At 36.8% G+C, this 14289-nt stretch carries 14 protein-coding genes; 5 read left to right on the top strand and 9 right to left on the bottom strand.

Annotated elements, in window-relative coordinates; genetic code table 11:
• Positions 1 to 91: 91 nt before the first annotated feature.
• The 7 genes from AC4FQ5_RS17945 to AC4FQ5_RS17915 form a co-directional block, all read right to left on the bottom strand.
• Positions 92 to 559, bottom strand: coding sequence for a phage tail protein (locus AC4FQ5_RS17945; RefSeq protein ID WP_491145551.1), 468 nt, complete (start codon positions 557 to 559; stop codon positions 92 to 94).
• 2 nt (positions 560 to 561) lie between these two features.
• Positions 562 to 993, bottom strand: a complete 432-nt coding sequence (locus AC4FQ5_RS17940) for a phage tail protein (RefSeq protein ID WP_491145549.1) — start codon at positions 991 to 993, stop codon at positions 562 to 564.
• A 33-nt stretch (positions 994 to 1026) separates the two neighbouring features.
• Positions 1027 to 2346 carry a phage tail sheath family protein gene (locus AC4FQ5_RS17935; RefSeq protein WP_491145547.1) on the bottom strand — a complete coding sequence of 440 codons (1320 nt, stop codon included), beginning with the start codon at positions 2344 to 2346 and terminating at the stop codon, positions 1027 to 1029.
• Between the two features lie 23 nt (positions 2347 to 2369).
• Positions 2370 to 2801 carry a phage tail protein gene (locus AC4FQ5_RS17930; RefSeq protein ID WP_491145545.1) on the bottom strand — a complete coding sequence of 144 codons (432 nt, stop codon included), beginning with the start codon at positions 2799 to 2801 and terminating at the stop codon, positions 2370 to 2372.
• 33 nt (positions 2802 to 2834) lie between these two features.
• On the bottom strand, positions 2835 to 4400 hold the full coding sequence (locus AC4FQ5_RS17925; protein WP_491145543.1) for a phage tail sheath family protein: 1566 nt from the start codon (positions 4398 to 4400) through the stop codon (positions 2835 to 2837).
• A 75-nt stretch (positions 4401 to 4475) separates the two neighbouring features.
• Positions 4476 to 6194, bottom strand: a complete 1719-nt coding sequence (locus tag AC4FQ5_RS17920) for a phage tail sheath family protein (RefSeq protein ID WP_491145541.1) — start codon at positions 6192 to 6194, stop codon at positions 4476 to 4478.
• Positions 6195 to 6239: 45 nt separating this feature from the next.
• Positions 6240 to 6824: a Pvc16 family protein gene (locus AC4FQ5_RS17915; protein WP_491145540.1), complete on the bottom strand. Its 585-nt coding sequence runs from the start codon at positions 6822 to 6824 to the stop codon at positions 6240 to 6242.
• Between the two features lie 522 nt (positions 6825 to 7346).
• Between AC4FQ5_RS17915 and AC4FQ5_RS17910 the strand changes: the two genes are divergently transcribed.
• The 5 genes from AC4FQ5_RS17910 to AC4FQ5_RS17890 all read left to right on the top strand — a co-directional run bounded on the left by AC4FQ5_RS17910 (position 7347) and on the right by AC4FQ5_RS17890 (position 11818).
• Positions 7347 to 7661, top strand: a complete 315-nt coding sequence (locus AC4FQ5_RS17910) for a hypothetical protein (protein WP_491145537.1) — start codon at positions 7347 to 7349, stop codon at positions 7659 to 7661.
• Positions 7662 to 7697: 36 nt separating this feature from the next.
• A complete protein-coding gene (locus AC4FQ5_RS17905) occupies positions 7698 to 9164 on the top strand; it encodes a contractile injection system tape measure protein (RefSeq protein WP_491145535.1) in 1467 nt (488 codons plus the stop codon).
• Between the two features lie 186 nt (positions 9165 to 9350).
• Positions 9351 to 9914, top strand: a complete 564-nt coding sequence (locus AC4FQ5_RS17900; protein WP_491145533.1) for a Crp/Fnr family transcriptional regulator — start codon at positions 9351 to 9353, stop codon at positions 9912 to 9914.
• Between the two features lie 71 nt (positions 9915 to 9985).
• Positions 9986 to 10915 carry an alpha/beta fold hydrolase gene (locus AC4FQ5_RS17895; protein ID WP_491145531.1) on the top strand — a complete coding sequence of 310 codons (930 nt, stop codon included), beginning with the start codon at positions 9986 to 9988 and terminating at the stop codon, positions 10913 to 10915.
• Positions 10916 to 10924: 9 nt separating this feature from the next.
• Positions 10925 to 11818, top strand: coding sequence for an NmrA family NAD(P)-binding protein (locus tag AC4FQ5_RS17890; protein ID WP_491145529.1), 894 nt, complete (start codon positions 10925 to 10927; stop codon positions 11816 to 11818).
• Between the two features lie 254 nt (positions 11819 to 12072).
• On the opposite strand, the gene pgl is transcribed toward AC4FQ5_RS17890, so the two are convergent.
• Positions 12073 to 12783, bottom strand: a complete 711-nt coding sequence (pgl, locus tag AC4FQ5_RS17885) for a 6-phosphogluconolactonase (protein ID WP_491145527.1) — start codon at positions 12781 to 12783, stop codon at positions 12073 to 12075.
• Between the two features lie 17 nt (positions 12784 to 12800).
• Complete coding sequence (zwf, locus tag AC4FQ5_RS17880) at positions 12801 to 14285, bottom strand: glucose-6-phosphate dehydrogenase (protein ID WP_491145525.1); 1485 nt, start codon at positions 14283 to 14285, stop codon at positions 12801 to 12803.
• Between the last annotated feature and the right edge of the window lie 4 nt (positions 14286 to 14289).

Genomic DNA, 14289 nt, shown 5'->3' with positions numbered 1-14289 from the left:
CAAACCAAACTTTTGTTTTTTATCTGAAAATTTTTGCTGAATGTTATCTGAAAACTAACACACTTTCTTGTGCTTAGATTAGATTTAGAAATTACAAGCCTAAGCTTGCTAACGATGAGGGTATTGTGAAATATCTGTATTTCAGCTCTATTGTTTCAATAGCAAGTCTGCTTTCTTCTGCATTGAATTCTGATACTTCCCATTTTACAGGATATGCCCCGACTACATTCCAGACCATTAAAGGTGCTGTAGACTGAAGCCCCCCTGAAAGAGAAACAATGAGGTCTCTGGGTTCAAACTCGAAGTTCTCCATAGCATTTCTACACCAGCTTATCAATCCGGAACTTACAATTAATCCACGTTTCAGAACTAAATTAGGATATTTTGGTCGCAAAGGAAGTTGATGAGTAAATCTATTTTCGCCCCCTTCGGCATATTCTTCAGTTCCAATTTCTGTTGATAAACCAGATATAGACTGAAATCTGGAGTCAATACCCTCTGTTGTTGAGATCCCGTTAACAATGAAAGAGAAACTTGTTGGAGGATATAAAACTGCCATGATTAGTTATTTTCAATAGTTAATCCTTCGTGTGCAATTTCTAAAGTTTCAACAGCCACCTCGTTCCCTTCGGCTTTTAGATCTGTTGAGTTGATTTTAAGCACGAATGCATTTTTTACTTTCCAGGTAACGGCAGGCTCACTATTTTCATCTAAAAGTGAGATCGTAATCGATCTTCTCTCTACCGTGTTTAGCTGAATCGTCTGGAACCACTCAAAATACTCGTTATCACTCTTGAAAGTTCCTCTTTTTAAAGTGATGTTACTGAAACTTTTCAATCCCGGCATTTTTATTTTACTAAAATCCGGACTTGCCCCGTGTCGGTATTCAATTAAAGCTGCTTCTGCATTTAATCCGCTTACTTCCTGAAAACCTACTTTCGTTCCGCCCCAATCTACTTCAAAGGCAAATTTTACTAATGGATATGTATTCATAATTATTTATATTTATTTGTTATTTAATTTATTTTATGATTCCTGAAGCTTGTGTGAAAAACGCAGCACAATAAACTCAGCAGGACGTACCGCAGCCATACCCACTTCTATAATCATTCTTCCTTCCAGAATATCCTGAGCAGACATCGTTTTGTTAAGACCAACGCTCACATAATAAGCTTCTTCAGGTTTGCTTCCTGCCAATGCACCGTCTTGCCACTGTTGGTTAAGGAAATTTTCGATCATTGTTTGTACACGAATCCAGGTATTGGCAGTATTCGGTTCAAAAACGAAACGTTCTGTAGCCTTTTTCACAGACTCTTCCACCATGTTGAAGAAACGACGTACAGAGATATATCTCCATTCATTGCTGTTTCCGTCAAGCGTTCTTGCTCCCCAAACCAATGTTCCTTTTCCTGTGAAAGTTCTGATCGCGTTGATTGATTTTCCGGCTGTTGCATCTACGTTAAAACTTTCCTGATCTTCGTGAGAAATTTTTACAGTAGGTGCTACTACATAGCTAAGTCCAATGTTAGCTGGTGCTTTAAATACTCCTGCAGTACTGTCTACTTTAGCATAAACTCCTGCCATTGCTGATGAGGGAGCCATTACTACTCTATTAGATTCGATTGCTTTTTTAGCCTGATTATACAATTCTGAGTTTGAGGTTTTCAATGTACTTAAAGCAACCCCTTGAACCATCGTGGTTGAAGCATCATAATTATAGTTTAAAACTGTTTCTAATTTTGGATAATAAGCTGCCCCATATTTTAAATGTTCACCATCATCTAAGTTATTTCTGAATTCTGCCACTGCAGTTGCATTATCGTTCCCGACCACATCCATAATGACAAATCTGTCTTTCATAAGCTCTGCATGCTGTAAAGCCTGCCCATATAATTCATATGCATCAGCAGCCAGTGCTTCAGCATCCGGGAAGACAATAAGTGTTGGCTCGTCTTCTTTTTCTAAAGATTTTAATCCGAACACTAAGCTACCAACAGCCGTTTCTGTTCCTAAGGACGGGGCAGTTCCGTAACCATTTACTGAAACGATATAGCATGGTCCGCCACCGTTTGCAAAGTACATTTGCATCGCATAGTACATCTTAAATTTGCTTGGGGTTACCCCAGCGGTAACAGAATCTGCATTTACCGTAATAGTGAAAGCTTCAGGTTTTGCTGCTCCAAAAATTGTTTCGTAATCCAACATCGAAGAGATTCTTGTTGGCTCATTTCTCGGTCCTTTTTCGGTATGCCCAATAAAAGCAGGAATAGCCGTTTCTACTTGTGCTACAGATGGCGGGAATTTTGCAATTTCCTCTACGTAGACTCCGGGTGTTTTGTAATTCATTTTTTTTAAATTTAAAGTTAATATTAATTATTTTCAATAGTTAATCCTTCGTGTGCAATTTCTAAAGTTTCAACAGCCACCTCGTTCCCTTCGGCTTTCAGATCTGTTGAGTTGATTTTAAGCACGAATGCATTTTTTACTTTCCAAGTAACGGCAGGCTCACCATTCTCATCTAAAAGTGAGATCGTAATTGATCTTCTCTCTACCGTGTTTAGCTGAATCGTCTGGAACCACTCAAAATACTCGTTATCACTCTTGAAAGTTCCTCTTTTTAAAGTGATGTTACTGAAACTTTTCAATCCCGGCATTTTTATTTTACTAAAATCCGGACTTGCCCCGTGTCGGTATTCAATTAAAGCTGCTTCTGCATTTAATCCGCTTACTTCCTGAAAACCTACTTTCGTTCCGCCCCAATCTACTTCAAAGGCAAATTTTACTAATGGATATGTATTCATAATTATTTATATTTATTTGTTATTTAATTTATTTTATGATTCCTGAAGCTTGTGTGAAAAACGCAGCACAATAAACTCAGCAGGACGTACCGCAGCCATACCCACTTCTATAATCATTCTTCCTTCCAGAATATCCTGAGCAGACATCGTTTTGTTAAGACCAACGCTCACATAATAAGCTTCTTCAGGTTTGCTTCCTGCCAATGCACCGTCTTGCCACTGTTGGTTAAGGAAATTTTCGATCATTGTTTGTACACGAATCCAGGTATTGGCAGTATTCGGTTCAAAAACGAAACGTTCTGTAGCCTTTTTCACAGACTCTTCCACCATGTTGAAGAAACGACGTACAGAGATATATCTCCATTCATTGCTGTTTCCGTCAAGCGTTCTTGCTCCCCAAACCAATGTTCCTTTTCCTGTGAAAGTTCTGATCGCGTTGATTGATTTTCCGGCTGTTGCATCTACGTTAAGCTTATCTTGCTCTCTATCAGAAATTTTTACGGTAGGTGCTTCTACGAAGTTAAGTCCAACATTTGCAGGCGCTTTAAATACTCCGGAAGTACTGTCTACTTTAGCGTAAACTCCTGCCATTGCTGATGATGGAGCCAATACTACTCTGTTAGATTCGATTGCTTTTTTAGCCTGATTATACAATTCTGAGTTTGAGGTCTTCAACTCTGCTAAATTTGTCACATCGGAAACACCTGTAACAGAAACATTAACGTCTTTGAAATCATAACTCAAAACTGTTTTTAATTTTGGATGATAAGCTGCTCCGTATTTTAGACCCGTAGAAATTACTTTATTTCTAAAAGCAACCTCATCTCCCAAAACATCCATAATGACAAATCTGTCCTTTAATGATTCTGCCTGATCCAAAGCTTTGTTGTACAACTGATAAACATTTGTAATAGCACTATCAGAGTTTGCCGCAGTAATCTTTATTAAATTAGCGTTAGCAACATTCGCAATCGCAGTTGCAGTGGCAGCATCTGCCTGTGCATCTTCCAAAGCCTGGTTGGCTTGTACCAATTCTTCCGGTGTACCATTATCTTCTGCATCTTCAACTGCATCCTGAGCCACTCCAACTGCTGTATTTGCAACTGTAACAGCATGTAGAGCAAGATCTTTAGCGGTTTGTGCAGCTACTACATCAGCAGAATTAGCAACCAGACTCTGAAGATCAGGAAAAACAATCAGCGTAGGCTCGTCTTCTTTTTTTAATAAGTCAAGACCTGCCTGTAACTCAGTTACATTTACTGCGGAATAATAAACATTTTGTGCTCCTACAGAAACGATATAGCATGGTCCGCCACCATTTGCAAAATACATTTGCATAGCATAGTACATTTTAAAATCGCTTACCACAGTCTGGGTTGCTGTTGCAACGCCATCTTTGAAAGCTACAGCGAAGGTTTCGGGGTTTGCTTTTCCAAAAAGTACTTCGTACTCCAACATCGAAGAGATTCTTGTTGGTTTGTTTTTTGGTCCATCAGCGGTGTACCCGATAAAAGCGGGAATAGCTGTTTCAACTTGCGCTACGGAAGGCGGAAATTTTGCCAGTTCCTCCACATAGACTCCAGGGGTTTTGTAATTCATTTTTTAAAAATTTAAATTAATATTAATTATTTCTCGAAGCAGAACTTCGAAGGTTTATTTGTGGGTAATCGTATCTTAGGATTGTTGTAATTTGTGTGAGAAATTCAGGACGATAAATTCTGCGGGACGCACTAATGCTATTTTGATTTCTACATTCATTATATGAGTGCCTCCGGATTTAACTTTTACTTCGTAAGCATCTTTTGGAGAGTTACCCATCAGTGCGCCATCCATCCATTGCTGGTTTAGAAAATTTTCTATCATTGTTTTTGCAAACAGCCAAGTTTGGGATGTATTGGGCTCATCAATAAATTGTTGGAGTGCATCAGTGATCGATTGCCTAATCATATTGTAGTATCGGCGTACGTGCACATACTTCCATTCATTATCTTTTCCGTCCTCTTTTTTGTCTTTACCATCAAGTGTTCTTGCACCCCAAACCAAAGTACCTTTTCCTGTAAAAATTCTGATCGCATTGATTGATTTTCCAGAATCATCTATGTTGAGATCTGACTGCTCCTGATCGGAAACTTTTTCCGTTGGACTCATTACATAACTAAGACTTACATTTGCCGGAGCCTTCCACACTCCTCTTGTACTGTCTACTCTGCCATATACTCCTGCCATTGCCGATGATGGGGGTAAAACAATTTTTAAGGATCTTATGGCTTCTCTTATTTCATTGTATAATAAAGAATCAGATGACTCTAAATTTTTAAGTGTTATTCCGTCTGCATTACCTTTTTCATCTTTTACATTGAGAATTGCAGCCTTTAATGCCTCAAACTCTCCACTGAAAACAGGTGCGTTTTCGTCTAAATCATCAGGAATGATAAAATCGTCTATCACACCCTCATATATGGCTTCTGAGACAGCTTTGGCTTCATTAATAGCTTCCGTTAAAGCCGTTTTTACATCAGCGGTTTCATTAATTTCTTCTGCAATTGCAATAGCCTGATCCAATAAATCGGCAAGTACAAAACCATTTGCAGATCCGCTTGAGATCTCATCACTTGCCAGGCTTTTTAATTCATCTAAAGCAGCAATCTCCCCTGCATAAAAAGTAGCACTATCCTGTTCCGCTTGTTGTAAACCAGTATGTGTAATAGCTGCATCCTCATCAAAAGTATAATTCAAATTTGTTTTTAAATGAGGGAAATAAGCTGCAGCATGGCTGGTTGAATCTACCTCAGCTCTAAAGTGCCCAATTGTATTAAGATTATTTGAGATTGCGGAATTTCCTTCATATGTATCTAAAATGGCAAACCTATTTTTTGTCTCTAATTTTCCTATTGCATAATTATAAAGACTATAAAAATCTGGCTCGGGTAACGATACGGCATCGGGTAAAACAATAAGAACCGGATCTTTAATAGTTTTTAGAGTTTCAATCTTGTCAAGTCCGTTTTTCAGTGAAGATAACTGCGCTCCCGCCGAAATAGAAGCGTAAGTTCCTACAGAAACAATATAGCATGGGCCACCACCATTAGCAAAATACATCTGAAGCGAATAATACATTAAAAACTGTACTTCCGGTGCTATAAGGGTAACTCCTTTATCTTTCGTATCTTTCAGCTGGATACTTTCCTTTTTTGCTTTTCCGAACTTATCTTCATATTCCAGAAGAGAACTGATTTTAAGCTTTTCATTGTTATTATCATTAATATTATAGCCTTCGGGAATTAGCTCGGTATAGCCGATAAATACGGGAGTAGCTGTATCTACTAATGTAACTGAATAAGGAAGTTTTGTAATTTCTTCAACTGTAACACCTGGTGTTTTTGGATTTGGCATGATTTAAAAATTTGAGTTAAAGGTTATTAGTTTTTGTTTTTATGGTTAATCGACTTTAATGCTTTGAATATTAACGTCATGAATCAATTCAACAGACGTCGTATCCTTAGCCATAATTTTTATTACACTGATTTTATATAAGACAGAAGGCATTACCTTTCCGCCTAATAATCCCCAGATGTAACTCAGCTGATCAAACGGAATAGAATGCAGTTCGATTCTGAATTTGAAATCGTTTTCATTCTGATCATCAGGATCAATATACTCCAACACATTGTTTGTCTGAAACACCTCAATGACTTTTGAAATATTTGCTAAAGCGTTGGCATAGGTAGTTCTGTTGGCAGAGATCATTACATACAGATTTAAATAAGCCGGCGGACTCTCCATTTTCATGTCATACTGCGTAGGGTTTTCACTTATCAATACCTTATTGTATCTCGACCTGTTTTTCAATGTTGATTCTTCCTCAACGTTTAGCAGCGTGATCACCACCTTATTGTCAAGACCTGAGGTGTCATCGTCGTGCTTTGCTATGTCATCCACAACAGTAATATCCCCTAAAATATCCTGTAAACCTTCTGAATCATTCAGCCGATCTTTTAAAATTGTCAATACTTCGTTTATCATAATTTCTGTTCATAATTATTATGCTGCAAACATACAATCATCCCTACTCAAAAGACAAATATTTCGAGGGATCAAACCTGTCTTTGCAGTAAATAATATTTCTATCCATCGTTGAGAAATTTTAAAAAAAATAATAATCAAATAATTAACAATCAAATGTTTAAATAATAAATTAAAAATATGAATTCAGCTAAAAATTTTTATTAATCTAATTAAGGTGAAATTTTAACCTAAATATTAAAGTATAATTTCGGTATAAAAAAATATTTCAACAGTTAATAATGAGAGATAATTTGATAGAATCATACTATCTCTGATTACTCTGAAATCAGTTTTCAAAAAGCATCACTTTTCTGACTAGAAGAATCATTCTTTATATTGCAAAAATTTTTTAGAATTGAAGGTATTTTTCCTTTGGAGATGATTTATATTTTACTGCAAAGACTGAATAGAAAGGTCTTAGAATTAGCGAAACGGCTTTTCTTCTTCTAATTTTGTCCCCATAATTAAAAATTTAATCCTATGAATATCAAAAAAATTTTTGGCAAGCGCAATGAAATCATTGGCGGTCATTTCAATGAATTACGTTCAAAAATAGGCATGGTAAATCAAACTGAAGAGTATGTTTTCTCGGTAAGAGAAGAAATCTGCAACAAATGTCCTTTAAAAAATGGCAACAATTGCAACGCACTAAAATGGCTTAATCCTAATACATTAGAAGTTGCAGATTCTCCAAAAGCTGGTTTCGTAAGAGGTTGCGGATGCAGATTGAGCGCAAAACAAAGATCAAAGCTAAGTCTTTGTCCTGCCGGTTTTTGGGGAGGTGAGTTTGACTAAAGAAATCAATGTATCATATCATAAAATTTATCGAAGGTGAAGCAAGATCATATAATTCAGAAAGTTTTCGTTGAAATTACCGTAAACAACAAGGAAAAAGCAAATAGTATAAAAGAAGACATCAGCACCTTTTTGTCGATTGATGTTTTTCCTGAAATAGAAAAATACATCAATGCTTTAGAATATCCGTTAGCTGATTATACGATTCATATTCCTCATTTACAATTGAATTTTGACGTAAAAAACAGCTCATTAAATACTGAATTGAAAGATGAAATCGCTCAACTCTTTAAAGAAAAACTGTCAGAAATTACTGCACCAATTGTAAGTTTTAATCAAAAAGCAGAAAGCGACTCTAATGCATACCTGATCGACAACCACGAAAAAACAATTCAGACTTTTATCTATTTTTTGGAAAAAGGATATATGCCTTGGTGGAATTCTGAGAAAAAGAATTTTTCTTTTTTGGAACCCGCAGTATTTGAAACTCTTATCCTAAGCCAAAATTTTCAGAAAAGAATGATACCTGTTTTGTCAAAACAAAATGTTCAGGAGCGAATAATCAGTCAACTTTCAGACGAGCAGATTGCACATTTATGTGAGACGGTTTTAAAAAATAAAGATTTAAAGATCAACCTGGATATTGATATTATACGCCACCTGTCGAAACTCAATCATACCGACAGATTCACTGTATGGCATTTGGTTTTAAATGTATTATCACAGTATTTGAATTCATCAAAAAGTAATTTTAAAGAATATATTTTACAACAAATAGTAAAAGCAGAAACAACTCCGATTTTTTTATTACAAAAAAGGAAAAACCATTTGAGTTGGAAAACAGCAGTTAAGATATTCCCTTTTATTGAAGAAAATGAAATTCTTGAAATTATTAAAAACAATTCAAAAGATCTTCCGGAAAATAATGAAACTTTAAAGGAAACATTGCATCGAAAGAATGCAGTTCAGGAAAATTTAAGTCTCAATGACAAAGATTTAAGTCAGAAAGATGGGCAATACATTCAAAATGGAGGGCTTATTCTGATACATCCGTTCATTAAAAATTTTTTTGAGCATTGCAACCTATTAAACACAAAAACCCAGCAACTCGTTGATCCTGAATTGTGCGCACATTTACTACACTACATCGCCACCGGAAAAACAAACGCTCCCGAATATGATATGATTTTTGAAAAATTCTTATGCAATATTCCGGCGAATCAAACCATTAACAGGCATATCAAACTCTCTCGTAAGCATAAAACAGAAGCTGAAAATGTAATAGAAAGCGTTAAGCATAATTGGAATTCGATGAAAAAATCATCTTCAGCATTATTACAAAACGAATTTTTTCAACGCTCTGGTAAATTAACTGTCACAGATTATGATTGTACTCTCACGGTAGAACGGAAAACACAAGATATTTTACTGGATAGGCTTCCCTGGGGAATCGGTCTTGTCAAACTACCGTGGAAGGAAAAATTCATATTTGTGAACTGGTGATAAAGAAATATTTAATTTCTATTGTTTTAAAATTACAGGACTCTTGTATTTTCACCAGATATTGAAGCGATTTCGTACTCAGTGGTCTGATTTTTCCAGTATCTGTAAACATTTTCTCGTCTTATATTCTTTACATTTGCAGAAGATTGAGGAGTAATCAGCTATCATAACCGGAATCTTGATACAATGGAAAAATTCGAAAATTTCATCAGGAACATCATTGGCATTGATGAAACAGAGCTTAACATCGTACGCTCTAAATGCAGACCAAAAGCAGTTCCCAAAGGAAATCTGGTCTTAAGAAAAGGACAGATCGCACAGCAATATTTTTTTATTGTATCCGGGGGACTGCGTTTTTATTATGAGGGAGAAAACGGTGAAAATACAACATGGGTAGTTTTTGAAAACGAATTTTTAACAGAGATATCAAGTTTTAATCCTCAGAAACCGACCAGATTCAACATTATTGCCATTGAAGATACCGAACTGATTGTTATTGATAAAAAAGACATGGAATTTCTGTATGCCCATGTTCCGGTATGGCATGAGTTCAGCCGTAAAATATGGGAAGAAACCACGGTAAGAATGATCGATCAGATTTTAAAGTTTCAGACGCTTACTGCTGAGGAGCGCTATCTTGAATTTATGAATACCACAGAAATGCTTCAGAAAATACCAATAAAACAACTTGCCAGTGTTTTGGGAATCACTCCGAATGCGCTTAGCCGGATCCGGAAAAACATCAGATAAGCATTTCCTACCAGATGGTAGTCTGACCGGTTCAAATACAAATTACCTTTGTGTCACACTAAAAAAATGACATGAACAAAACAATCAACCCTTCAGAAGACAACTATTCTGACAATGAGCTGATTAATGACTTTCCGGGATTTGAAAATAAGTACGCCACGGTAAATGGTATTACCATCCACTACGTGCAGGGAGGTCAGGGAAAACCTTTAATCTGCCTTCCCGGCTGGCCGCAGACATGGTACTCATTGAGATCTGTAGCTTTGCAACTGGCAGAAGAATACTGCATTATAATCATCGATCTGCGGGGAATGGGTTCTTCAGAAAAACCGGAATCTGGATATGATAAAAAAACGATGGCAACTGATGTACAACATTTAGTCACTCAGCTTGGGTTTGAAAAAATCAATATTCTCGGACATGATATTGGGGGAATGGTCGCCATGAGTTTCGCATTCAATTTTCCTGAACTTACAGAAAAACTGATCGTGCTTGACGGCTCACATCCCAGTGAAGGAATGTTTCAGATGCCGCTGATTCCGGCTGCAGGAACTTTTAATGAAAAGATGGATGCCAATATGCCTTATGCATGGTGGATGGGATTTAATCAGGTAAAAGGTCTGCCCGAACAACTTTTGGAAGACCGTTTTTATCTGTTGCAGGAATGGCTGTTTAATTACGTAATGATTGACGACAGCAAAATGACTGAGTTTGAAAGGGCTGTTTATGCTCAGGCTTACAGTGATAAAGAAAGCATAAGAGCCTCGAATGCATGGTATCAGAGTTTCAGTCAGGATATTGCAGACGCTGAAAATTACCAGAAACTTACAATGCCTGTTTTGGGTATCGGCAGCTACATCAGCTACAACTATATGAGCTACGGATTGCCATTGGTTGCTTCGGATATCGAAGTGGTCGGTATTACAGATAGCGGACATTATTTATTTGAAGAACAGCCTCAAAAGGTGCTGAGTCTTATTTTACCATTTTTAGCATCATAAATTTATCGTATGGAAAAAACAATTTTGGTTGCAGGCGCAACAGGTAATTTAGGAAACAGAATATGCAGAGAACTACTGAAGCGCAACGCAGCCGTGAAAGCTCTTGTAAGACATTCCGCCGATCCTGATAAGATTGCTGTTCTCGAAAAAATGGGCGTACAGATTTATCCTGTTGAGATGAATGATATCAATGAGATTACAAGAGTATGCGAAGGTGTCAGTTGTGTCATTTCTGCTGTCGCAGGTTTAAAAGAAGTTATTATTGATTTTCAGAAAATACTTTTGGATGCAGCAATCCTTGCAGGTGTCCCAAGATTCATACCTTCTGATTTCTGTACCGATTACAATGATCTTACCGAAGGTGAAAACAGAAATTTTGACTGGAGAAGAGAATTTAAAAAATATACAGATCAATCTTCCGTCCGGGCTTCATCTGTATTTAACGGGTGTTTTGCAGATATATTGCAGTATAATACGCCAATCCTTAATCTGAAAGAAAAAAGTATCGGCTATTGGGGAGATCAGCCAGACTGGAGACTGGATTTTACAACGATGGACAATACGGCTGAATTTACAGCTGAAGTGGCTTTGGATGATACTACACCCAGAAATCTGCAGATTGCCAGCTTTCAGGTGAGTCCGCTGATGATTTTTGAAGATGTAAAGAAGATAATGGGTCGTGAATTTAAAATTCACCAGATTTCCAGCCTGGATGAATTTGCAGAGTCGATCAGAAAACAGAGAACTGAAAATCCTGCATCGGAACATGAACTGTACGCTAAATTTCAGCAAGGACAATATATGTATTCTATGTTTACCACTCACCATATGGAACTTTCAAACAATCGATATCAAGGAATCACCTGGACCAAGAGTTCAGATTTCCTGAAAACATTTCTGTAGCAACTTACTGTAAGAATGCATCATAATATCAGAATCTCTGACCATTTTTTTCAAATAAGAGAATTTGTTTCAGTTCCTAGCGGTATTAAAAATACCTAATTTTTTATCTTAATTAAAGATATTCTTTTTTTAATATTTAAAGTATGTTTATTTGTACACACCGATTTTTTAAAAAGCTGTAATCAATTCAATTACAGCTTTTTTTATACTTATCTCTATATACCGGAGTGCACGATTTTCTATATCATTTAAAATCAGACACCTGCTTCCTGATCAGTAAAAAAGTGAACGCCATCTCTCTTTTCAATTAACTGAAGCGGATATACTTCAGGATTGTACGCTCCACGTAAAACCTCACCCAAAGCATGTTTTTTAGACTTACCAAATGTCACCACCAATATATTTTCAGCTTTATTGATAACCGGGGCAGTAAGGGTAATTCTAAACATTTCCTGAGATTGAAGATAATAGGCATCTACCCATTTTTTTTTCTCGTGTAAGACCTTTTCACCCGGAAATAAAGAAGCTGTATGACCATCATCACCCATTCCTAAAAGGATAAAATCAAAAATTCCTTCATCTCCCAGTATATTTCTGATGTGCGCTTCATATTCCTTAGCATAATCTTCCGGCTCGGTTCTGTTTTTATACATGGGAAAAATATGCTCTTTCTTTACAGGAACTTTATTCAGAAGGGTTTCAAATGTCATTTTAGCATTGCTTTTTTCATCATCAAGAGACACCCATCTTTCATCTACCCAGAAAAAATATACTTTACTCCACTCTATTCGATCTGCGTATTCCTCAGTCGCCAATAAGTTGAAAATTGCTTTCGGAGAAGAACCTCCACTTAATGCAACAACAAATTTATCGTGCTTTCGGATCGATTTTTCTGAAAGCTCAACAAACATATTGGCAGCGTTTTTATACAACGCATCCAAATTATCAAATATGGCAATATTCATTTTATTTTATTTAAATTTTAAACCCATTGATGCCCCTGTCTTTCCACTAATGCATTGCTGTCATCCGGTCCCCAGCTTCCCGCTTCGTAATTCGGAAAAGAAGAAGAATCGTTATTTTTTTCCCATGTTTCTTGAATGGTTTTTACAACGTCCCAAGCCTGCTCTACCTGATCAGAACGCATAAATAATGTGAGATCGCCGACAAGTGCTTCCAGTAAAAGTGTCTCGTAAGCTTCCGGAGTATCTGTCTGACAGGCAAAATTATCAAAAATCATTTCTACAGGTTTCAATTCTAATGAAAGTCCTGGTTTTTTTGACATAAACTGCAATCTGATGTCCATCTGTGGCTGAATATTTATAATCAACCGGTTAGCCGATAAAAGTGATGTACTTTCCGAAAAAGCAGAATGCGGAAGAGGTTTAAACTGAACGGTAATATAAGAGTGCTTTTCTTTCATCTTTTTTCCGGTACGAACGTAAAAAGGAACATTTTCCCATCGCTCATTATCGAGATAAAATTTGATTGCAGCAAACGTTTCTGTATTGGAGTCAGCCGCAATCCCTTCTTCCTGCCGATAACCGCTTACTTTGATGCCATTTACTTTGCCTCTTCCATACTGACCTCTCACTGCATAATGATCTACTTTATCGGGAGAAATCCTGCGGATTGATTTTAAAACATCAACTTTGCGATCCCTGATCTCACCAGACTCCAGTGAAATTGGCGGTTCCATTGCGACCATACAAAGAATCTGTAAAAGATGATTCTGAATCATATCACGCAGCGCACCTGTCTGCTCATAAAAACTTGCCCGCGTCTCAACACCTACTTCTTCTGCTACAGTGATCTGAACAGATTCTATATGTCTGTGATTCCAAAGAGGTTCAAAAATTGAATTTCCGAATCTGAAAGCTAAAATATTCTGAACTGTTTCCTTTCCCAGATAATGATCGATACGATAAATCTGTTCTTCCTGAAAGGTTTGCGAAAGAAGATTATTCAGCTCTATTGCAGACTCTTTATTATGACCAAAGGGTTTTTCGATGATAATACGATCTTGTTCCGGGTCTGAAGCTATAGATGTATTTTTAATATGATTTGAAATAACTGATACAAAGTTTGGCGCAATAGACAGGTAAAAAAGTCTGTTTCCTCTCATTCCGTAAACTTTATCAAAACCTTCCAGTTTCTGATATAAATTCTGATAAGACTTTTCTTCATCCAACTGATGCTGAAAATAGCTGATATGTGCCTGAAAACCTGCCCAGTCTTCCGGGGTTACACTCCGCCTTGAGAAACTCTCCAGATTTTCTTTAATATAGGATCTAAACTTTTCATCCGTATTTTCAGCCCGTCCTAAAGCTAAAATATTGAAGCCTTTTGGCATTCTGCCATCGACATATAAATTGTAAAATGCAGGAAAAAGCTTTCGTTTTGCCAGATCGCCGGTTGCACCAAAAATAATAATCGTTGTTGGATGCAGGGTGGTATTGTCACTCATCCGA

Source organism: Chryseobacterium sp. DT-167 (assembly GCF_058310155.1).
The sequence above is the reverse complement of the archived record's forward strand: the minus strand, read 5'-3'. Positions and strand labels throughout refer to the sequence as shown.

Bases quoted from the DNA above. Each gene is read 5' to 3' on its own strand.
- AC4FQ5_RS17945 (WP_491145551.1), bottom strand. From the start codon at position 559: ATGGCAGTTTTATATCCTCCAACAAGTTTCTCTTTCATTGTTAACGGG.
- AC4FQ5_RS17940 (WP_491145549.1), bottom strand. From the start codon at position 993: ATGAATACATATCCATTAGTAAAATTTGCCTTTGAAGTAGATTGGGGC.
- AC4FQ5_RS17935 (WP_491145547.1), bottom strand. From the start codon at position 2,346: ATGAATTACAAAACACCCGGAGTCTACGTAGAGGAAATTGCAAAATTC.
- AC4FQ5_RS17930 (WP_491145545.1), bottom strand. From the start codon at position 2,801: ATGAATACATATCCATTAGTAAAATTTGCCTTTGAAGTAGATTGGGGC.
- AC4FQ5_RS17925 (WP_491145543.1), bottom strand. From the start codon at position 4,400: ATGAATTACAAAACCCCTGGAGTCTATGTGGAGGAACTGGCAAAATTT.
- AC4FQ5_RS17920 (WP_491145541.1), bottom strand. From the start codon at position 6,194: ATGCCAAATCCAAAAACACCAGGTGTTACAGTTGAAGAAATTACAAAA.
- AC4FQ5_RS17915 (WP_491145540.1), bottom strand. From the start codon at position 6,824: ATGATAAACGAAGTATTGACAATTTTAAAAGATCGGCTGAATGATTCA.
- AC4FQ5_RS17910 (WP_491145537.1), top strand. From the start codon at position 7,347: ATGAATATCAAAAAAATTTTTGGCAAGCGCAATGAAATCATTGGCGGT.
- AC4FQ5_RS17900 (WP_491145533.1), top strand. From the start codon at position 9,351: ATGGAAAAATTCGAAAATTTCATCAGGAACATCATTGGCATTGATGAA.
- AC4FQ5_RS17895 (WP_491145531.1), top strand. From the start codon at position 9,986: ATGAACAAAACAATCAACCCTTCAGAAGACAACTATTCTGACAATGAG.
- AC4FQ5_RS17890 (WP_491145529.1), top strand. From the start codon at position 10,925: ATGGAAAAAACAATTTTGGTTGCAGGCGCAACAGGTAATTTAGGAAAC.
- pgl (WP_491145527.1), bottom strand. From the start codon at position 12,783: ATGAATATTGCCATATTTGATAATTTGGATGCGTTGTATAAAAACGCT.
- zwf (WP_491145525.1), bottom strand. From the start codon at position 14,285: ATGAGTGACAATACCACCCTGCATCCAACAACGATTATTATTTTTGGT.